The following is a 19,064-nucleotide window of genomic DNA, read 5'->3' as shown; positions in this document are numbered from 1 at the left end:
AAAGCCGGGATTGTTCAAGCCCTCCTTATGCAACCGGTCGTCATTCGGCCGGTTGCGGCCCCTGTTCGCCATGGTCATAGCCAATCGGCTTGGGTGCATCCGGATGGTCGAGTATCGGCCGGCTATCGTCGCCGGGACGATAGGTCAGCAGCACGCGGCGCAGCCACGGCCCGGCCCATTCCTCGATCCCGATCGCCAGGCTGAAGCTGGCCGGCACGATCAGCAATGTCAGCACGGTCGACAGGATCAACCCGCCGATCACGACGATGCCCATCGGCGCGCGCCAGGACGCATCGCCCGACAGCGATACTGCGGTCGGCACCATGCCCGCCACCATCGCGACCGTGGTCATGACGATCGGCTGCGCGCGCTTGTGACCGGCATCCTCGATCGCGGCCAGGCTGGGCACGCCTTTGCTCATCTCTTCCAACGCGAAGTCGATCAGCAGGATCGAGTTCTTGGCGACGATCCCGATCAGCATCAGCAAGCCGATATAGACCGGCATCGAGATCGGCTGACCGGCGATCCACAAGGCGATCAACCCGCCCAGCGGCGCCAGCAGCAGCGAGCCCATGTTGACGAACGGCGGCAGGACGCGGCGATAGAGCAGCACCAACACCGCGAACACCAGGAACACGCCGGCCACCACCGCGACCAGGAAGTTGTAGATCATCTCTGCCTGCCATTTGGCCTGACCGAGCGTCAGTTGCTGCACGCCATTGGGCAAATGCTGCATGATCGGCAGCGCGTTGATTTCCTTCCACGCCTGGCTCGACACCAACGGCTTGCCGGTCTTGGGATTGAGGCCCAAATCAGCGCCGATCGTCAGCTGGCGCTGCAACTGGACACGTTGAATCTTCGATGGGCTGGCGCCGAAGCTGATATCGGCAACGGTCGACAGCGGTACAGATCCGCCATTGATTGTCGATACCGGAATGTTCTGGATCGTCGCCATCCGCGAGCGCGCCGATTGTTCGAGCGCGACGGTGATCGGCACCTGGCGATCGCTGAGCGAAAATTTTGCCTTGTTCTGGTCGATATCGCCCAAGGTGGCGAGGCGCACCGCGCTCGACAGCGCCTGCGTCGTCACGCCCAGATTGGCAGCGAGATCGAATCGCGGGCTGACCACCAGTTCGGGCTGTTGCAGATCGCCCTGGATACGCGGCGCCGTGACCGATTTAAGCTTCGACAGCTGCTGCACGATCGTCTGCGCGGTCGAGGTCAGCAATTTCGGGTCGTCGCCCCCCAGCACGATGGTGATGTCGCGCCCGCTCGATCCCCAACCCTGCTGTGAGCGGAACGAGACGCGCGCGTCGGGGATCGCGGCCAGGGTCGGCGCCAGTTGGCGCTCGAACTGGACGCTCTTGAGATCCTTGTCCTTCTTGAAGATCGCGGTCACACGGCCGTTGCCGACGAACGCGCGTGAATAGACGTCCTCGACCTGCGGCTGCTTCTTGAGCAGGGCCGCGACCTTGTCGACCACCGCTTGAGTCTGGGCCAGGGTGGTACCGGGCACCATTTCGATGCTCGCCGTCGATGCGTCCTGATCCTGATCGGGCTGGAACGATTGCGGCAGGATGGCGAAGAAGACCACCGTCAACGCCAAGGCTACCGCGCCCGCCACGATTGACGACCAGCGATGGCGCAGCGTCCAGCGCAATGCCGCCATATACCAGTTCATCATCCGGCCTTCGCCATGCGAGGCATGGCCCTTGGCCTTGAGGAAATAGGCCGCGATCATCGGCGTCAGCAAACGCGCGACGGCCAGCGACATCAGCACCGAGGCGACGACGGTCAGGCCGAAATTCTTGAAGAACTGGCCCGACACGCCCGGCATCAGGCCGACCGGCAGGAACACCGCGACGATCGACATGGTCGTCGCGAGCACCGCCAGGCCGATCTCGTCGGCGGCGTCGATCGCCGCCTGATAGGCGGTCTTGCCCATGCGCATGTGCCGAACAATGTTCTCGATCTCGACGATCGCGTCGTCGACCAGCACGCCGGCGACCAGGCTCAACGCGAGCAAGGTCATCTGATTGAGCGTGAAGCCGAGTTGTTGCATCACGAAGAAGGTCGGGATTGCCGATAGCGGGATGGCCAGTGCCGAGATCGCGGTCGCGCGCCAGTCGCGCAGGAACAGGAACACGACGAGGACGGCCAGGCCCGCGCCTTCGTACATCGCTTCCATCGCCGAGTGATATTGCATCTCGGCATATTGGACGTTGTTGAAGATCAGCTTGAACTTGACCTTGGGATTCTTCTTCTCGAGGTCGGCGAGCTTCTTCTCGGCGCCATGGAACACGGTGACGTCCGACGCGCCCTTGGCGCGCTGGAAGTCGAACGAGATGACCTGCGCGCCGTTGAGCTGCGACGCCGACCTTTGTTCGGCGAACTGATCGACCACGGTGGCGATATCGGTCAGGCGCACCATGCGGCCGCCACCGGCCGAAATCTGCGTCTGGCCGAGCGCATAGGCGTCCTTGGCATTGCCGAGCACGCGCACGGTCTGTTCGGAGCCCGCAATCTCGGCGCGGCCGCCCGCGGCGTTCATATTGACCTGGCGCAGCTGGGCGTTGACCTGGCTGGCGGTCAGGCCGAGCGACTGAAGCTTGTCGGGATCGAGCTTGACGCGGATCTCGCGGCTGACGCCGCCATTGCGTTCGACCGTCGCCATGCCCGACACCGACTGCAATTCCTTGGTGACGGTATTGTCGATGTACCAGCTCAGCTGCTCGATCGTCATGTCGGTCGAGATCGCGGCATAATTGGCGAGGTCATTGCCGGTGGTGTTGGCGCGTTCGACCTGCGGCTCGAGGATGCCGTCGGGCAGGTTGCCGCGAATCTGTTGCAGCGCGCTGCGCACATCCTCGACCGCGCGATCGATCGGCGTGCCGATATCGAGCTGGACGATCGTGACCGAACTGCCCTCGGTCACGTTCGAGTTGATCTCGTCGATTCCCGACAGACTGCGGACCGCGGCCTCGACCTTCTGCGTGACCTGATTCTCGAGTTCGGTCGGCGCGGCGCCCGGTTGGCTGACCGAAACGATCACGACCGGAAAATCGATATCCGGATCGTTGTTGACCTGCATCGTCGCGAAGCTGACCAGGCCGGCCACCGTCAGCATGAAGAACAGGACGAGGCTGGGGACCGGGTTGCGGATCGACCAGGCGGATATGTTGCGGAAGCTCATGCGAACGCCCTCTTCAAAGCTTGCGCAGCTGTGGCTTGACCTTCTGGCCGGGGCTCAGGAACGCCCCCGCCGACAACACCACGCGCTCGTTACCGACCAGGCCCTGAACGATCGCGACGCCGCGATCGGTCACTTCGCCGGTCTTGATCGCGCGGCGCTCGACCTTGTCGTCCTTGTCCAGGATATAAACGAAATTGCCGGTCGCGTCGGTCTGGATCGCCGAGTTCGGCAGGATCGGCGACGTGTTCGCGCCGCCATAGATCGTCGCCGCGGCGAAGCCGCCCGGGCGCAACGTGGCGTCGAACGGGATCGCGATGCGGACGATGCCGCGGCGGGACTGCGGATCGATGACCGGGGGCAGCTGCCACACCTGGCCGGCGAACGACTGGCTGCCGCCGACCGGTGTCACTTGGGCGCGTGAGCCGACCGAGATGCCCTTGATGTCGCCCTCGGCCACTTCGGCCCTGAGCTCCATCTCGCCGCCCTTGGCCATACGGAACAGCGTGCCCGAGCCCGAGCTAACGATCTGGCCGGGCTCGACCATGCGCGCCAGCACCAGGCCGGCGGCGGGCGCCCGGATATCGAGCCGCCCGTTGCGCGCCTGCGTCTCGGCGAGCTGCGCCTGCGCGACCTTCACCCTGGCATTGGCTGCCGCGAGCGTCGCTCCCTTGCGTTCGAGATCGGCCTTGGAGATGAAACCGCGGTCGACCAGCGCCTTGGCGCGGTTATATTCGCTCAGCGCGATATCGGCGTCCGACTTGGCCACCGCGATCGACGCGGCAAGGCTGCTGGCGGTCTGCACCTGGACCGAGCGGTCGACAGTCGCGAGGGTCTGGCCGGCGGCGACCCATTGGCCCGGCTGCACCAGCACCGCGGTCACCCGGCCGCCTTCGCCGGCGACGCCGACAGGCATATCGACCCGCGCGGCGAGCGACCCCGTCGCCGACACCATGCGGTCGACCGAATTGCTCCCCGGCGACCCCACCGACACGGTCGGCATCTGGTCCTCGGGCGCGCCGCTGGCGGTCGTGCCGCCGGTCCCTGCCGCGGGCTTGGCGGCCGGACGCATCATGAAGAAGGCAGCGATCAGCACGACGATGATTGCGCCGATCCCGCCCAGGACCAGCCAGCGACGCCGCGGCGTCGCGGTTTCGTCGGTGAGCGCGTACATGCCGCTCGACTCGTAATTCATGTCAGCCACGTTCCCCATGTGCCCTGTCATTGAGGCACCATCAGGGCCTCCGTTGGAACTGTATTATAGAAATAAAGCACCGACCTCAAGAGGCTCGGTGCGCTACTCCAATAATGTCCTTTTCGGCCGCGAATCGCAATCGGTAACGCCATTTCGTGTCGGAAACGGTTGCATTTGCCGGCGCTTTGGGCGGACGATGCGGAACCGCCGATTAAAAAGGCGGTAAGGAGGGAAGTTCGATGCCCGAAAGATCGATTCTAGGATGGCTGCTGATCGGCCTTGTCGCCGGCGTGTTGGGCAAGTTCGTCATGCCGGGCAAGGATCCCGGCGGGTTCATCGTCACGATCCTGATCGGCATCGCCGGCGCATTGCTGGCCGGCTTTGTCGCGCAGACGATGAACTGGACCTTGGTCGGCGGCTGGCAGAATTACGCGGCGGCAACCGCCGGCGCGATCGTGCTGCTCGCTTTGTACCGGGTGGTGGTCAGTCGTCGCGTATAGAGCGTGATGGCGTGTTCGCGTAAGGCCGCGACCTCGTTCAGGTTGGTGTAGTCCGCCCTGTGGCACGGGCGCCGAGGGCGGAATGATCCGTCATGTCTGGAGGACATATGCGTTTGCTTGCCACTGCCGCCGTCATCACCCTGTCATCGATCGCGGTCGCTCCCGCGTTCGCTCAGACGATGCCCGTCGCGCCGACGGTGATCCCGGACGGGACCCTGCTCGACGTCACCGCAACCGGCAAGACCACGCGCGTTCCCGATCTGGCGACGATCCGCGCCGGTGTCGTCACCCAGGCACCCACCGCCGCGGCGGCATTGTCCGACAACGCCAATCGCATGAGCGCGGTCCTGTCGGCGCTGAAGCGCGCAGGCATCCAGCCGCGCGACATTGCGACCGCCAATGTCTCGCTGCAGCCGCAATATCGCTATGAGGACAACAAACCGCCGGTCATCACCGGCTATCAGGCGACCAACAATGTCTCGATTCGCTTCCGCGACATCGCCAAATCGGGTGCGATTCTCGACGCGCTGGTGGCGCAGGGCGCCAACCAGATCGACGGGCCCAATCTCTCGCTCGACCAGCCCGATGCCGCGCTCGACGAAGCGCGAGTCGATGCGGTCAAGCGTGCCCAGGCGCGCGCGCAGCTTTATGCCAAGGCGGCCGGCCTATCGGTGTCGCGCATCCTGACGATTGCCGAAGGCGGAGAAATCGCCGGACCGCCGCCGCCGATGCCGGTCTATCGCATGGCCGCCGCCAAGGCGGCCGACACGCAGGTGATGCCGGGCGAGAGCGACGTGACGGTGACGATCACGGTGCGCTTCCTGCTCAAATGACGAGAAAGGGGCCGCTCCCAAGATGGGAACGGCCCCTCCGTTTGTTCGCGTTGTTTGCAGCTTCGCTGAGCCGACCGGCACCGTAACCGAAACAGACTCTAGCGAAACCGCCCGCGGTTGATCAGGGCGAGGACTGCCAGCAAGATGATCGCGCCGGCTACCGAATAGATAAACGTCCTGATCGTGATCGCCTGGTTGATATCGACGCCGAACAGCCAACCGGCGATGACCGCGCCAATGATCCCAACGACGATATTGACGATGATCCCCGATCCGCCGCCGCGCACGACCAGGCTGGCCAGCCAGCCAGCAAGCCCGCCGACGACCAGCCAGATGATGATGTTCTCAAGCATGTGCCGATTTCCCTCCGGTTACCGCGCGCGGCCGCGGTTGATAAGGTTGAGGAGGAGCAGCAGGACCACCGCGCCGACGAATGCGGCGACCAGCGCACCGATCGACGGCGGCCAACTGGCGATCGATCCGCTGCCGGGGAAGAGCGGGCCCAGCAGATAATTGCCGATGAACGACCCGACGATGCCGACGACGATATTGAGAATGAGGCCCTGCTGGGCGTCGGTGCGCATGACGATGCTCGCCAGCCAGCCGATCACGCCTCCGATAACGATCAGAAGAATCCAATACATCGCAACCCTCCTATTCGACGCGATCTGATGCGATCGGTCTTGGGGTTACGACTCTTCAGAAGGAATATATGTTCCGCCCCCGTTTTGAAACGGGGGCGGCGCGTCAGTATTTCTGCTGGCGCTCGTACAGGCTCTTATAATGCTGGATACGCGTCACGCGCAGTCCGGGCATGCCCGAACGATCGATCGCGCGCTGCCAGCCAGCGAATTCCTCGACGGTCAGATTGTACCGGTCGCACACTTCATCGACGCTCAGCAGGCCGCCATTGACCGCCGCCACGACCTCGGCCTTGCGGCGCACGACCCAGCGCGTCGTGTCCGCCGGAGGCAGCGTCTCGAGAGTCAGCGGTTCCCCGAGGGGGCCGATCACCTTGGCAGGGCGTATTTTCTGGTTCTCAATCATTCACTACCTCGATTGGGGCGGGGGGCCCCCACTCACTTTGGCTAAAAACGACCATTAGCGGCCGGACTTGAACATCCATTGAAGCGTCTAGGTAAACACGCCCTTCATGCTTGGCCCCAATCCGCGATCCGCGCCGCGACTTGCGCGTCGAATGCGCCGGAGGGTGGGAAGAAGGCCGAGGATTCAATCACTCGCGGAAATTGGCGAGTCTGAATGAGCGCGGTCGGGCTTGCTGCCTGGCGTGCCGAGATGCCGACCATGAGCACGGCCAGGTCGGGTGGCAACACCGCGACCGACGCATCGTGATCGAATCTCAGATAACTCAGGTCCACGCTTTTACTCACCCGCGTTCAACAGAATCGAGGGTCTACCCATTTTGCCCTAAAGGTCGGTAAAGACGGTGTTCGCGGGAGCTTAACCTCGCACGGCTGCGGCTTGCCTAGGCAAAGCGGGCCGGCATCCCTATTGAGCGCCACACAGCAATGACCGAAGTCGACTTCCAACTAGGCCCCGATCTGTCGGGCAAGCGCATCGTCGTCGCCATGTCGGGCGGAGTCGATTCGTCGGTCGTGGCCGCGCTCGCCGCGCGCACGGGCGCGGAGACGATCGGCATCACGCTCCAGCTTTACGATCATGGCGAAGCGGTCGGGCGCGCGGGCAGCTGTTGCGCCGGGCGCGACATCCGCGATGCGCGCGCCGTCTGCGATCGGCTCGGCATCGCGCATTATGTCCATGATCATGAAAGCGCATTTCGCGACGCGGTGATCGATCAGTTCGCCGATGAATATGTCGCCGGGCGCACCCCGATTCCCTGTGTCCGCTGCAATATGGGTCCCAAATTCACCGATCTGTTCCGACTCGCGCGCGATCTCGGTGCCGATTGCCTGGCGACCGGCCATTATGTCCGGCGCGTCGTCGGTCCCAAGGGTGCCGAACTCCATCGCGCCGCCGATCCGGCCCGTGACCAGAGCTATTTTCTGTTCGCGACGACGCGCGATCAGCTCGATTTCCTGCGCTTTCCCTTGGGCGGACTACCCAAGCCGCGCGTCCGCGAGCTTGCCGCCGAACTGGGTCTGGGCGTCGCCGCCAAGCCCGACAGCCAGGATATCTGCTTCGTCCCCGACGGCGATTATGCGAGCCTGGTCAAGAAGTTGCGGCCCGAAGCGGAAGCCGGCGGCGACATCGTCGACCTGGCAGGCCGCAAGCTCGGCGAGCATAAGGGGCTGATCCATTTCACCATCGGCCAGCGCCGCGGGCTCGAAATCGGCGGCAGCCCCGAGCCGCTCTATGTCGTTCGTTTAGATCCCGCAACTCGCCGCGTGATCGTCGGCCCGCGCGCCGCGCTCGGCGTCGCCTCGGCGCGGCTGTCGGACATCAACTGGCTGGGCGGCGATTATAGCGGGCCGATCACTGCCAAGGTGCGCAGCCTCGCCAAGCCGGTCCCCGCGCGGCTCGCCGGCGACCGGGTCTTGTTCGACGATCCGGAATATGGCGTCGCGCCGGGTCAGGCGGCGGTGCTCTATGCCGGCGATCGCGTGCTCGGCGGCGGCTGGATCGAGGAAACGCAAGCGGTGGAAACAGCGCTGGCGGCGTGATTGCCGCTATTCGGCTTTGGGAAAGAACCGTTCGATCACACTCGACGCCAGCCGCGCGGGGCGCAGCGTTTGGGCGTCGATGCAGCACCAGCTCGATTTGACCTCGGCCAGCACTTCTTCGCCGCGGTGGATGACCGTCTGATAGAAAGCACGGGCACCCTGGACCTTTTCGAGCAGGACGGTGGCGATCACCTCGTCGTCGAGGAAGGTCGGCTTGCGATAGGTGATCTCATGCTTGAGCGCGACCCAGAGCAGGCTTGCGACGGCCTCGGCCGGCGCGATCTTCTGCCAATGGCTCAGCACCGCGTCCTGCACCCACTTCAGATAGGAGGCATTGTTGACGTGCCCCATGAAGTCGATGTCGGCGGGATCGATGCCGATCGGGAAGTCGTGTGGGAGGGCATGGTCGGTCACGCCGGGAATATAGCGCTTGTGGCGAAAAATAGCGAACTTTCTATGGGATAAACGGACGCTACGGAAAGCGGGCGCGAGGGGTGGGGGAGCATAAATCCTCCCCGGGACGGGGAGGGGGACCGCTCGCGCAGCGAGTGGTGGAGGGGGTTCTCAACACCTACATCATCGCGTGGGGCGCACCCCCTCCACCAAGCCGCTGCGCGTCTTGGTCCCCCTCCCCGTAAACGGGGAGGATTTTTTTGGTCAGCCCAAGAGAAACGTGCCTTCGAGCACCGTCACGCAATTCCCGCCGAGAATCACCCGATCGCCCTCCAGCCGGCAGTCGAGATACCCGCCCCGGGAACTGGCCTGGTATGCGGTGAACCTGTCGCGCCCCAGACGCTTCGCCCAATAGGGTACCGCGACCGCATGCGCTGACCCCGTCACCGGATCCTCGTCGATCCCGCCGCCGGGCGCGAAGGCGCGGCTGATGATGTCGGTACCGTCGCCCGGCGCCGTCGCGATGGTGAGCAGGTCGCCGCCCGCCGCCAGCGCGCGGAAATCGGGCGCGAGCGCGCGCACCTGATCGGCGGTCTCCAGCACGATCAGCGCATAGCGATGCTCATGCCACAATGTCTCGACCGCTCTGTCGATGCCCAGCCCCGCGATGATGTCCGGCAGCGGCTTGGGTGAAGGTACCCAGGCGGGCAGCGCCAGTTCGTAGCTGCCGCCCGCGCGCGCGACTTCGAGCATCCCGGCGTTGTGCGTGCGGAAGCGGACGCGCTCGCGATCCGGGTCCGACGACAGCACGAAATGGCCGCTCGCCAGCGTTGCATGGCCGCACATCACCACTTCGACCGCGGGCGTGAACCAGCGCAGGTCGAAATCGACGCCGTCATCGTCCGACGCGACCAGGAAAGCGGTCTCGGACAGATTGTTCTCGGCGGCGATCTTCTGCAGCAATTCGTCGTCGAGCCAGTCGTTGAGCGGCATCACTGCTGCCGGATTGCCCTCAAAGGCATGACGCGCAAATGCGTCGATCTGCGCGATCGGTAACCTCACTTCCAGTCTCCTTAGATACGCTTGCCGAACCAGTGCGGCGTCACATCGGCTTCGACCAGCGGGTTGTCGGTGTCGACATGGCCCTCGGGGTCGACATGGATCAGCACTTCCACGCTGGGAAAGGCCCGATGCAGCGCGTTCTCGACGCGTTCGACCACCTCATGCGATTGCGCGACGGTCAGGTCGCGGCCGACTTCCATATGGAATTGCGCGAATTCGTGGCTGCCCGATCGCCGCGTGCGGAAATCGTGGATACCCTTCAATCCTTCCTGCCGCGCCGCGACTTCGATGAATTGCTTGCGCAAATCCTCGGGCCACTCCTTGTCCATCAACTGGTCGATGGCGTTGGACGACGCCTGGAACGCGCCCCAGGCGAGCCAGGCGGCGATGATGATGCCGAATATCGGGTCGGCGCCGCGCAAGCCCAGATATTGATCGAGCACGATCGCGGCGATTACCGACAGGTTGAGGAACAGGTCCGACTGGTAATGGACCTTGTCCGCCATGATCGCGACCGATCCGGTTTTTCGGATGATCGAGCGTTGATAAGCGAGCAAAGCAAAAGTAGCGAGGATCGCGACGATCGACACGCCAATGCCGAACTCGGCCTCAGCTGTCTGGCTATTGTCGCCGAACTTCAGGACGGCACGCCAGGCGATACCCGCGGCGGACAGCGTGATCAGCCCGACCTGAAATAGCGCGGCCAGCGCTTCCGCCTTGCCATGGCCGAAACGATGGTCGTGATCGGCGGGCTCGGCGGCGATCTTGACGCCGTAGAGCGTGACCAGGCTGGCCAGCAGGTCGAGCCCGGTATCGGCGAGGCTGCCAAGCATCGCCACCGATCCGGTCGACCAGGCCGCGTAGCTCTTGAGCGCGAGCAGGAACAGCGCCATCGCCACGCTGGCCAGCGCGGCACGGATCGCGAAGGGGATGATGCGGCGGCGTTCGCTCTCGGTCATCATGGATAGAGCAATCCTTCGGACCAGGTCCCGTCGCCAGCAAGGTCGAATACACGGCGTTCGTGCAAGCGATGCGCGCGATCCTGCCAGAATTCGATATGGGTCGGGGTCAGGCGATAACCACCCCAATGCGGCGGGCGCGGGACGTCTTGCCCCTCGAACCGGGCCTTCGCCTGCTCGTATCGCGCCTCGAACGTCTCGCGCGCGTCGAGCGGGCGCGACTGGTCGGAGGCCCAGGCGCCGAGCTGCGAATCGCGCGCGCGGCTGGCGAAATAGGCGTCCGATTCGGCATCGGTCGCAAGGCTCAGGCTGCCCTCGATCCGGATCTGGCGGCGCAGCGACTTCCAGTGGAACAGCAAGGCGGCGTGCGGATTGGCCGCCATCTCGCCCGCCTTGCGGCTCTCGCGGTTGGTATAGAAGACGAAGCCGTTGGGACCATGGCCCTTGAGCAGCACCATGCGCACCGACGGGTGGCCCGCGGCGTCCGCGGTGGCCAGCGCTATCGCGTTCGAATCGTTTGGCTCGCTCTCGCGCGCTTCGGTGAACCAGGTGTCGAACAGCATGAAGGGGTCGGTGGTCATGACCGGGCCTTTAGCCGATCCTCCCCGGGACGGGGAGTGGGCATTGCCGCCGCCGCTTCGGGTCGGTGCCCTTCCCAGGCCCCGGGAGGAATGATGGTGGAACGACTTCTCGCTCCGGGAATTGAATCGGTTTCGCAACGGAGGTGACTCATGGCCGCACGGGCCTATTGGCAGGGACAGATCAGGCTGGCGCTCGTCTCGATCCCGGTCGAGATCTACACCGCGACCAAATCGGGCGCGCAGGTGGCGTTCCACCAGATCCACGAACCCTCGGGCAAGAGGATCAAATACGAGAAGACCGTGCCCGGCATCGGTGAGGTCGACCCCGACGAGATCGTCAAGGGATTCGAATATGAGAAGGGCGAATATGTCCTGCTCGACCAGGACGAGATCGACGCGGTGAAGCTCGAGTCGAAAAAGACGCTCGAACTCACCCAATTCGTCGACATGGATGAGATTGATGTCCTTTATTACGAACGGCCCTATTTCGTCGTGCCTGCCGACGATCTGGCGGAGGAGGCGTTCATCGTCCTGCGCGAGGCGTTGCGCCGCGCGAAGAAAGTCGGAATCGGCCAGCTGGCGATGCGCGGGCGCGAATATGTCGTCAGCCTCAAGCCGTGCGGCCGTGGCATGGTGCTCGAGACGTTGCGCTATGCCGGCGAGGTCAACCGCGCGCAGGGCTATTTCCGCGACATCCCGGATGACGAGCCCGATCAGGATCTGCTCGACCTCGCGACCACGCTGATCGACAAGAAATCCGCCAAGTTCGATCCGGCGAAGTTCCACGACCATTATGTCGATGCGCTGAAAGACCTGATCGCGCGCAAGGCCAAGCAGAAGTCGCGGCGCAAGATCATCGAGGACAAGGATGACGAGGGCACCGGCCGGTCGGGATCCAATGTCATCGACCTGATGGCGGCGCTCAAGAAATCGATCGAGAAGCCCTCCTCGCACCCGGCGCAGAAGACCAGCGTCACTGCGACCAAGAAGACCGCGCACAAAAAGGCCCCGGCACGCGCCGCGTCGGCAAAGAAGCGTGCCTGATCCCCGTCCGTCACCCCAGCGAAAGCTGGGGTCTCAAGAGGCTCTCGTCGCGCCCTTGCCGCACGAGACCCCAGCTTGCGCTGGTGTGACGAAGGGGGCGGTCCGTGGCTGACCGCGACCCTCTCGCCAAATATAACGCCAAGCGCGACTTTTCGAAGACCGCCGAACCCAAGGGCGAACGCGCCGCCGACGCGGGGCATCGCTTCATGGTCCAAAAGCACGACGCAACGCGGCTGCACTGGGATCTGCGGCTCGAGGTCGATGGTGTGATGAAGAGCTGGGCGGTCACGCGCGGCCCCAGCCTCAACCCCGACGACAAGCGCCTCGCGGTCCAGACCGAAGACCATCCGATCAGCTACGCCGATTTTGAAGGGACAATCCCCGCAGGCGAATATGGCGGCGGCACGGTGATGCTGTGGGACGACGGCTGGTGGGAACCGATCCCCGGCAAATCGGCCAAGGATCTGGAGGAGGGGCATCTCCACTTCATCCTCCACGGCGAGCGGATGAAGGGCGAATGGCTGCTGATCCGGCTCAAGCCGCGCGGCAAGGAGCGCAATACCAACTGGCTGTTGCGCAAGATCGACGACGACTATGCCGGCGGTTCGGACGATCTGGTCGAAAATGCCGTGACCAGCGTCAAGACCGGCCGCTCGATGGCCGAGATCGCCAGCGGCAAGAAGGCGAAAGAGCTGGCCAGTTGGAAGAAGCTGCGTTCCGCCAGTACGTCGCCCCGGCGGAGGCCGGGGCCGCCGGGTGGCTCGGATTCCACCGCGCAACGCAGCGGCCCCGGCCTGCGCCGGGGCGACGCCAAGATGCCCAAATTCCGCGAACCGCAACTCTGCACCCTGGTCGACTCCGTCCCCACCGGTGCCGGCTGGATCCACGAAGTCAAATATGACGGCTATCGCGCGCTGATCGCGATCGGCGGCGGTAAGGCCAAGGTCTATACGCGTAACGGCCTCGACTGGACCGACAAGTTCCACGCCATCGCCGATGCGGCAGCCAAGCTGCCGGTCGGATCGGCGCTGATCGATGGCGAGATCGTCGCGTTCAAGGACGGCCACCCCGATTTCTCGACCCTGAAGGACGCCATCTCCAACGACGGCGAGATGACCTTGTTCGCGTTCGACCTGCTCGAACTCGACGGCGAAAACCTCGCCAAATTGCCCCAGGTCCAGCGCAAGGAACGCTTGCGCCCGCTGCTCGAGGGTGCCGATGCGCGGCTGCAATATGCCGAGCATATCGTCGGCGAAGGCGAGAAATTGTTCGAGGCGATGTGCCGCGAAGGCTATGAAGGGATCGTCTGCAAACGCGCCGACGCGCCCTATTCCGGCCGGCGCACCCAAAGCTGGCTCAAGGTCAAATGCCTGCACCGCCAGGAATTCGTCATCGTCGGCTGGACCGAGAGCGACAAGTCGCGCGGCTTTCGCGCGCTGCTGCTCGGGGTGAACGAAGACGGCAAACTGCGCTATGCGGGTAAGGTCGGCACCGGCTTTTCGGTCGAGACGATGAACGATCTCCGCGCCAAGCTCGATCGCCTCGCGCGCAAAACGCCGACGGTCGAAGCGCCGCGCGCGGCGACCCGGCGCGTGCATTGGGTCACGCCCAAGCTCGTCGCCGAAATTGCCTATACCGAAACGACGCCCGACAAGGTCCTGCGGCATCCGAGCTTCCTGGGGCTGCGCGGCGACAAGGAGGCCGAAGAGGTGGTCGAGGAAAAAGCCAAGCCTGCGCCCAAGCCGAAAGCGTCGAGCGTCAAGATCACGCATCCCGACCGGCTGATCTTTCCCGATTCGACGGTGACCAAAGGCGATCTCGCCGCTTTCTACGAAGCGATGGCGCCGGTCGCGCTGCAATGGATCGCGAACCGGCCGATCAGCCTGGTTCGCTGCCCGCAAGGGCGCGGCAAGCATTGCTTCTTCCAGAAGCATGACGCCGGGTCGTTCGGTGAGCACGTCAAGCACGTGAAGATCAAGGAGAAGGACGGGTCGATCGAACCCTATCTCTATGTCGACGATGCCGACGGGCTGCTGCAATGCGTCCAGATGGGAACGATCGAGTTCCACGGCTGGGGATCGTCGGTCGCCGACGTCGAAAAGCCCGACCGCTTGGTCTTCGACCTCGACCCCGACGAAGGGCTGGGGTTCGACGAGGTCAAGAAGTCGGCGGCCGAGATCAAGGCGCATCTCGCTGAGATCGGGCTGGTCAGCTTCGCGATGGTCTCTGGCGGCAAGGGCGTCCATGTCGTCGTGCCGCTGACGCCCCAGGCCGAATGGCCGGCGGTCAAGGATTTCGCCGATCGCTTCTGCCAAGCGATGGCCCAGGCCGAGCCCGATCGCTTCACCGCGACCATGTCCAAGGCCAAGCGCAAGGGGAAGATCTTCCTCGACTGGCTGCGCAACCAGCGCGGCGCGACGGCGGTGATGCCGTATACGGCGCGGGCGCGCGCCAAGGCACCGGTCGCGGTGCCGGTGACCTGGGCGGAGCTAGGCGATCTCGACACGCCGGCAAAGTGGCATGTCGGCGATCAGGACGAGTTGCTGAAGCGTGCCTCGTCGAAGGATTTGGCGGGGTGGGGAATCGCCAGGCAGGTGCTGCCCGACCTTTGACCCGCCCCCAACCGTCACCCCGGCCTTGTGCCGGGGTCCAACGGGCGGCAAGCGCAAGATAAGCGGGTCGAGCTACTCGCTAACCTGCACATTGGATGCCGGGACGAGCCCGGCATGACGAATTAGAGGTCTGCGCAATCTCAATCCATGTTGCCACGCAGCATGGTTTGTGGTGGTTAGCCTTTCCCAAGGGGAGGCCCCATTGGCCAGTCACGCACTCAGCGAAGGTTTGTTCGACGCCGCGGCGCATGCCGCGCGCTGGTTGGCGGACTATCGCGGGCGGGTCGGCGACGGCGCCGGCGATGTCGTCGCCAGCGGGGATCAGAGCGCCTGGACCGCGGCGTTCGAGGAACTCGCTGTCGCTGCGGGCGACGACCTCGCGCACGCCCAGGAACGAGTCCAGCGCCACGCCGAGGACATCGGTACGGGGTTTCGTGTCGCCGGCGACTCGGACGAGCGGCCCTGGCCGGTCTCGCCGGTCCCGCTGCTGATTGCCGAAGGCGAATGGAAAGCGATCGCCGAAGGCGTCGCGCAGCGCGCCGGGCTGATCGAAACCATCCTCGCCGATATCTATGGCGAAGGCGCCCTGATCGCCGACGGTGCGATTCCCGCCGCCTTGGTCAACGGCAGTCCGCTGTTCCTGCGACCGATGGTCGGGCTGACTCTGCCCGGCGGCTATCAGCTCCAGTTCGCCGCGTTCGATCTCGGACGAGGTCCCGATGGCGAATGGCGCGTGCTCGCCGATCATCTGCGTGCGCCGGCGGGAGCGGGCTATGCGCTCGAAAATCGCCTCGCCACGTCGCGGACCTTGGGCGGATTGCAAGGGCGCCTGAATATCCTGCGCCACGCACCTTTCTTCACCGCGTTCCGCGACGGCCTCGCCGCCTTGTGCAAACGGGCGGAGCCGCGAATCGGCCTGCTCACCCCCGGCCGCTGGAACGCCAGCTATGCCGAACAGGCGCACCTCGCCCGCTATCTCGGGTTCCTGCTGGTGGAAGGCGCCGATCTCGCGGTGGCCGAGGACCGGCTCTATGTCCGCACCATCGCCGGGCTGAAACGGGTCGATGCCCTGTGGCAGCGCGCCGATCCGCGCATGCTCGATCCGCTCGCGTTCGATTCGCATTCGACGATCGGGGTCGCCGGCCTGATCGATGCGTTTGCCGCGCATAATGTGCTGATCTCCAACGCACCCGGTGCCGGCGTGCTCGAGGCCCCGGCGCTGCAGGCGTTCCTGCCGGCGCTGGCTGAACGGATTCTCGGCGAGAAGTTGAAGCTGCCCAATATCGCGACCTGGTGGTGCGGCGACACTGCCGCGCGGGCCACAGTGGAGGCGCGGCTCGACACGTTGATGATCGCGCCGGCATTCGGCGTGAACCCGCTCGGCCTGCCCGATGGCGCCGTACAGGGATCCGAATTGTCGGCCGATGCACGCGAGGCGCTGCTCGACGACATGGTGCGGCGGCCGCAGGACTATGTCGGCCAAGAACTGGTCCGGCTGTCGACGATGCCGGTGGTGGCCGATCACGAACTCGCGGCGCGCCCCTTCACCTTGCGCGTGTTCGCGGCGCGCGGCGTCGATGGCGACTGGACGGTGATGCCCGGCGGCTTCGCGCGGATCGGCGAGCATCCCGACATCCGGGCCGCGGTGATGGGCGAGGGGATCTGGTCGGCCGATGTCGCGATCTACAGCCCCGATCCGGTGCCACCCACCTCGCTGCTGCCGGCGCCCGACAGTACCCAAATCCGTCGCAATCCTGGGACGTTGCCCAGCCGGGTGGCGGACAATTTCTACTGGCTAGGCCGTTATCTCGAACGCGGTGAGGCGTTGCTGGCGATCGTCCGCGCGATGCTCGGCAATTCGATCGATGCCGATGCCGGCGCCGCGCTCGACCACGACACGGTCGGACGGATGGCGGGATTGGTGGTCGCCGCCGGCGCCGCGGCGCATCCCGCGCACCTCAAGCGGCCCGACCTCGTCCAGCTCGCACGGACCGCGCTCGACGCGCTCGATGGCTGGAACAACATCCCGGCGATCAACCGCATGGCGCGGACCATCGCCCAGGTGTCGCGCGACCGGCTCTCGGCCGATGTCGTGCGTCTGCTCGACGCGCCGCATCCGACCAAGGGATCGATGCTCGATCGCTGCGGCTCATTGCAGCGGCGCTATGCCGCTTTGTCGGGCCTGTCGGCCGAGCATATGGGTCGCACCGCGGCATGGCGTTTCCACGATCTCGGCCGCCGCGTCGAACGCGGGCTGGCAGTGGCGCGGCTGGTCCGCACCTTCGGCATGACCGGGGCTTCGAGCGACGATCTCACCACCTTGCTCGACCTCGCCGACAGCCAGATAGGTTACCGCCAGCGCTATCTGACCGGGATCGCCCGCGTGCCGGTGATCGACCTGGTCGCGCTCGATCCGGGCAATCCGCGCAGCCTCGCCTATCAGGCCGACCGCATCGCCGAGCATCTCGCCGAGCTCCCGGTGCTCAACGACGACGGCGTGCCCGAAGAGCAGCAGGCCGAGGCCCGCGCGTTGTGCGCCCTGCTGTCGACGGCGAGCGCCACGCGGCTCGACAAGGGTCAGCTCGACGATGCCGAACGTCAGCTCGCGCAATTGTCCGACGCCATTGCACGCCGGTATTTCCTGCAAGGCGCGGAACCGTTGCGCGCGGGCGGGCTTATCCTGGCGTGAGATTTGGGGCGTGATCTACGACATCCGGCACGTCACGCGGTTCGATTATGGTCGGCCGGTCGCTTTCGCGCGCTGCAACTTGCGACTCAAGCCGATCCTGTGGTCGGGGCAACAGGTCGAGCATTACGAATTGGCGGTGACACCGGCCGGTGAGACGCGACCGGCGCTGGCCGAAGCTGGCCTCGCCAACGTGACCCGGCTGGTCGTCACCGAACGCGTCCGCAATTTGACGATCGAAAGCGTCTCGCGCGTCATGGTCGATCGCATGGTGCCGGTGCCGCAGCCCGACGACCCGACGCTGGCCGAGGTCGCGGCGCTGGCGCGGGCGAATCGCGATCTTTCGGCTGCTGGCCCCTCGGCCTATCTCTACCCGTCGCCGCTGATCCCGCTCGATGCCGATATCGCGGCGTGGTGCGCGCAGGATCTCGACCCCGACCGCAACGCGCTGGAAGCGGGGATCGCCTTGGCGCAACGCATCCAGCGCGATTTCGCGTTCGATCCGACCGCGACCCTGGTCGATACCCCGCCGCGCGAGGCATTCCTGAAACGCCGCGGCGTGTGCCAGGATCTGACCCAGATCATGATCACCGGCCTGCGTGCCGCCGGCCTGCCGGCCGCCTATGTCAGCGGCTATATCCGCACGATCCCGCCGCCCGGACAGGAGCGGCTGATCGGCGCCGATGCGACGCATGCCTGGGTGATGCTGTGGTGCGGTCCGGCGCGCGGCTGGGTCGGAGTCGATCCGACCAACGGCATCTGGATGGCGAGCGACCATGTCATCATGGCGATCGGCCGCGACTATGCCGAGATCGCGCCGATCGACGGCATCGTGCTGGGATCGGGCGCGCAGAAGATGGACGTGTCGGTCGACGTCGCACCGGTCGGCGACGTACCGGCATGGCATCAATGATCGATGCAGCAGGATACGACTTTGCGTGGCTCGTCAGCGACATTGCGGGCTGTTTAGCGGCGGTCGTGACTGCCGGCGCCGGACCGATTCCGGAAAGCGTTTTCGGCGGCCCCGTGGATCTATCCGATCTGGAGTATCGACTTCTTCAGTTACCGGTTGTCGGCGAGGCCACTGCTCTCGTCGAGGATGGCGATGCCACGAGCTTTCTCGATCTGGCCAGGCGCGGTTTGTTCGTATTCGACTGGACGGATGTTTATAGCACCGACCGCGCAAAAATCGACGCCTATCAGCTGGTCGCGGTTCCGGCATGCGCTATTCACACAGCCGATCTGCCAGCCGATCTCGGCGCCGTGGCTCTGCGACAGCGGCTGTTATCGGCGTTCGGCGATCATTTGACGCTCGACATGCTCGCGGACTGAACGCTCTTCATTTGCGCTTGGCCGTGCAATCCCCC

General features: G+C 65.0%; 18 protein-coding genes. 8 read left to right on the top strand and 10 right to left on the bottom strand.

All coding sequences use genetic code 11. From position 1 onward, the window contains the following. Positions 1 to 40: 40 nt before the first annotated feature. Together AC1DQQ_RS20825 and AC1DQQ_RS20820 are read right to left on the bottom strand one after the other, a co-directional pair. Positions 41 to 3,193: an efflux RND transporter permease subunit gene (locus tag AC1DQQ_RS20825; protein ID WP_478042923.1), complete on the bottom strand. Its 3,153-nt coding sequence runs from the start codon at positions 3,191 to 3,193 to the stop codon at positions 41 to 43. 13 nt (positions 3,194 to 3,206) lie between these two features. Continuing rightward, the gene (locus tag AC1DQQ_RS20820; protein ID WP_478029895.1) at positions 3,207 to 4,385 is read right to left on the bottom strand and encodes an efflux RND transporter periplasmic adaptor subunit; all 1,179 of its coding nucleotides are present in this window, start codon (positions 4,383 to 4,385) and stop codon (positions 3,207 to 3,209) included. A gap of 239 nt (positions 4,386 to 4,624) precedes the next feature. On the opposite strand from AC1DQQ_RS20820, the gene AC1DQQ_RS20815 reads away from it, so the two are divergent. Further along, the gene (locus tag AC1DQQ_RS20815) at positions 4,625 to 4,885 is read left to right on the top strand and encodes a GlsB/YeaQ/YmgE family stress response membrane protein (protein ID WP_478029830.1); all 261 of its coding nucleotides are present in this window, start codon (positions 4,625 to 4,627) and stop codon (positions 4,883 to 4,885) included. Between the two features lie 107 nt (positions 4,886 to 4,992). Then, positions 4,993 to 5,718 (top strand): SIMPL domain-containing protein, encoded by a 726-nt coding sequence (locus AC1DQQ_RS20810; RefSeq protein WP_478029831.1) that lies wholly within the window; start codon positions 4,993 to 4,995, stop codon positions 5,716 to 5,718. A gap of 98 nt (positions 5,719 to 5,816) precedes the next feature. On the opposite strand, the gene AC1DQQ_RS20805 is transcribed toward AC1DQQ_RS20810, so the two are convergent. From AC1DQQ_RS20805 to AC1DQQ_RS20790, 4 genes are all read right to left on the bottom strand, one after another. Continuing rightward, positions 5,817 to 6,071 carry a GlsB/YeaQ/YmgE family stress response membrane protein gene (locus AC1DQQ_RS20805; protein ID WP_478046643.1) on the bottom strand — a complete coding sequence of 85 codons (255 nt, stop codon included), beginning with the start codon at positions 6,069 to 6,071 and terminating at the stop codon, positions 5,817 to 5,819. A gap of 18 nt (positions 6,072 to 6,089) precedes the next feature. Then, a complete protein-coding gene (locus AC1DQQ_RS20800) occupies positions 6,090 to 6,362 on the bottom strand; it encodes a GlsB/YeaQ/YmgE family stress response membrane protein (RefSeq protein WP_478046642.1) in 273 nt (90 codons plus the stop codon). A gap of 103 nt (positions 6,363 to 6,465) precedes the next feature. After that, positions 6,466 to 6,765: a CtrA inhibitor SciP gene (sciP, locus tag AC1DQQ_RS20795; protein WP_066588249.1), complete on the bottom strand. Its 300-nt coding sequence runs from the start codon at positions 6,763 to 6,765 to the stop codon at positions 6,466 to 6,468. 104 nt (positions 6,766 to 6,869) lie between these two features. After that, positions 6,870 to 7,097, bottom strand: a complete 228-nt coding sequence (locus AC1DQQ_RS20790) for a hypothetical protein (protein ID WP_478029833.1) — start codon at positions 7,095 to 7,097, stop codon at positions 6,870 to 6,872. Between the two features lie 150 nt (positions 7,098 to 7,247). Between AC1DQQ_RS20790 and mnmA the strand changes: the two genes are divergently transcribed. Further along, a complete protein-coding gene (gene mnmA / locus AC1DQQ_RS20785; RefSeq protein ID WP_478029834.1) occupies positions 7,248 to 8,360 on the top strand; it encodes a tRNA 2-thiouridine(34) synthase MnmA in 1,113 nt (370 codons plus the stop codon). A gap of 6 nt (positions 8,361 to 8,366) precedes the next feature. On the opposite strand, the gene AC1DQQ_RS20780 is transcribed toward mnmA, so the two are convergent. The 4 genes from AC1DQQ_RS20780 to pdxH all read right to left on the bottom strand — a co-directional run bounded on the left by AC1DQQ_RS20780 (position 8,367) and on the right by pdxH (position 11,355). Next, on the bottom strand, positions 8,367 to 8,774 hold the full coding sequence (locus tag AC1DQQ_RS20780; RefSeq protein WP_478029835.1) for an acyl-CoA thioesterase: 408 nt from the start codon (positions 8,772 to 8,774) through the stop codon (positions 8,367 to 8,369). A 243-nt stretch (positions 8,775 to 9,017) separates the two neighbouring features. Continuing rightward, positions 9,018 to 9,815, bottom strand: a complete 798-nt coding sequence (locus AC1DQQ_RS20775) for a PhzF family phenazine biosynthesis protein (RefSeq protein WP_478046641.1) — start codon at positions 9,813 to 9,815, stop codon at positions 9,018 to 9,020. 11 nt (positions 9,816 to 9,826) lie between these two features. Next, positions 9,827 to 10,774: a cation diffusion facilitator family transporter gene (locus tag AC1DQQ_RS20770; protein ID WP_478046668.1), complete on the bottom strand. Its 948-nt coding sequence runs from the start codon at positions 10,772 to 10,774 to the stop codon at positions 9,827 to 9,829. After that, a complete protein-coding gene (gene pdxH, locus AC1DQQ_RS20765) occupies positions 10,774 to 11,355 on the bottom strand; it encodes a pyridoxamine 5'-phosphate oxidase (protein WP_478046640.1) in 582 nt (193 codons plus the stop codon). Before pdxH ends, AC1DQQ_RS20770 begins: the two co-directional genes overlap by 1 nt. Positions 11,356 to 11,505: 150 nt before the next feature. Here pdxH and ku point away from each other — a divergent pair, with 150 nt between their 5' ends. From ku to AC1DQQ_RS20740, 5 genes are all read left to right on the top strand, one after another. Then, the gene (ku, locus tag AC1DQQ_RS20760) at positions 11,506 to 12,399 is read left to right on the top strand and encodes a non-homologous end joining protein Ku (RefSeq protein WP_478046639.1); all 894 of its coding nucleotides are present in this window, start codon (positions 11,506 to 11,508) and stop codon (positions 12,397 to 12,399) included. A gap of 104 nt (positions 12,400 to 12,503) precedes the next feature. Continuing rightward, a complete protein-coding gene (gene ligD / locus AC1DQQ_RS20755) occupies positions 12,504 to 15,011 on the top strand; it encodes a DNA ligase D (protein ID WP_478046638.1) in 2,508 nt (835 codons plus the stop codon). 202 nt (positions 15,012 to 15,213) lie between these two features. Continuing rightward, a complete protein-coding gene (locus tag AC1DQQ_RS20750) occupies positions 15,214 to 17,700 on the top strand; it encodes a circularly permuted type 2 ATP-grasp protein (RefSeq protein WP_478046637.1) in 2,487 nt (828 codons plus the stop codon). A gap of 10 nt (positions 17,701 to 17,710) precedes the next feature. Beyond that, complete coding sequence (locus AC1DQQ_RS20745; protein ID WP_478046636.1) at positions 17,711 to 18,610, top strand: transglutaminase family protein; 900 nt, start codon at positions 17,711 to 17,713, stop codon at positions 18,608 to 18,610. Beyond that, entirely contained in the window at positions 18,607 to 19,029 is a 423-nt protein-coding gene (locus tag AC1DQQ_RS20740) for a hypothetical protein (protein WP_478042931.1), read from the top strand. Before AC1DQQ_RS20745 ends, AC1DQQ_RS20740 begins: the two co-directional genes overlap by 4 nt. The last annotated feature ends 35 nt before the right edge of the window (positions 19,030 to 19,064 follow it).

This window comes from Sphingomonas sp. P4_G3, from assembly GCF_056401105.1.
This window is presented reverse-complemented; position numbering and strand designations above follow the sequence as displayed.

What these genes read in the sequence shown, in the direction of transcription:
- AC1DQQ_RS20825 (WP_478042923.1), bottom strand. Translation starts at nt 3,193, where the DNA reads ATGAGCTTCCGCAACATATCCGCCTGGTCGATCCGCAACCCGGTCCCC.
- AC1DQQ_RS20820 (WP_478029895.1), bottom strand. Translation starts at nt 4,385, where the DNA reads ATGAATTACGAGTCGAGCGGCATGTACGCGCTCACCGACGAAACCGCG.
- AC1DQQ_RS20815 (WP_478029830.1), top strand. Translation starts at nt 4,625, where the DNA reads ATGCCCGAAAGATCGATTCTAGGATGGCTGCTGATCGGCCTTGTCGCC.
- AC1DQQ_RS20810 (WP_478029831.1), top strand. Translation starts at nt 4,993, where the DNA reads ATGCGTTTGCTTGCCACTGCCGCCGTCATCACCCTGTCATCGATCGCG.
- AC1DQQ_RS20805 (WP_478046643.1), bottom strand. Translation starts at nt 6,071, where the DNA reads ATGCTTGAGAACATCATCATCTGGCTGGTCGTCGGCGGGCTTGCTGGC.
- AC1DQQ_RS20800 (WP_478046642.1), bottom strand. Translation starts at nt 6,362, where the DNA reads ATGTATTGGATTCTTCTGATCGTTATCGGAGGCGTGATCGGCTGGCTG.
- sciP (WP_066588249.1), bottom strand. Translation starts at nt 6,765, where the DNA reads ATGATTGAGAACCAGAAAATACGCCCTGCCAAGGTGATCGGCCCCCTC.
- mnmA (WP_478029834.1), top strand. Translation starts at nt 7,248, where the DNA reads ATGACCGAAGTCGACTTCCAACTAGGCCCCGATCTGTCGGGCAAGCGC.
- AC1DQQ_RS20770 (WP_478046668.1), bottom strand. Translation starts at nt 10,774, where the DNA reads ATGACCGAGAGCGAACGCCGCCGCATCATCCCCTTCGCGATCCGTGCC.
- pdxH (WP_478046640.1), bottom strand. Translation starts at nt 11,355, where the DNA reads ATGACCACCGACCCCTTCATGCTGTTCGACACCTGGTTCACCGAAGCG.
- ku (WP_478046639.1), top strand. Translation starts at nt 11,506, where the DNA reads ATGGCCGCACGGGCCTATTGGCAGGGACAGATCAGGCTGGCGCTCGTC.
- AC1DQQ_RS20740 (WP_478042931.1), top strand. Translation starts at nt 18,607, where the DNA reads ATGATCGATGCAGCAGGATACGACTTTGCGTGGCTCGTCAGCGACATT.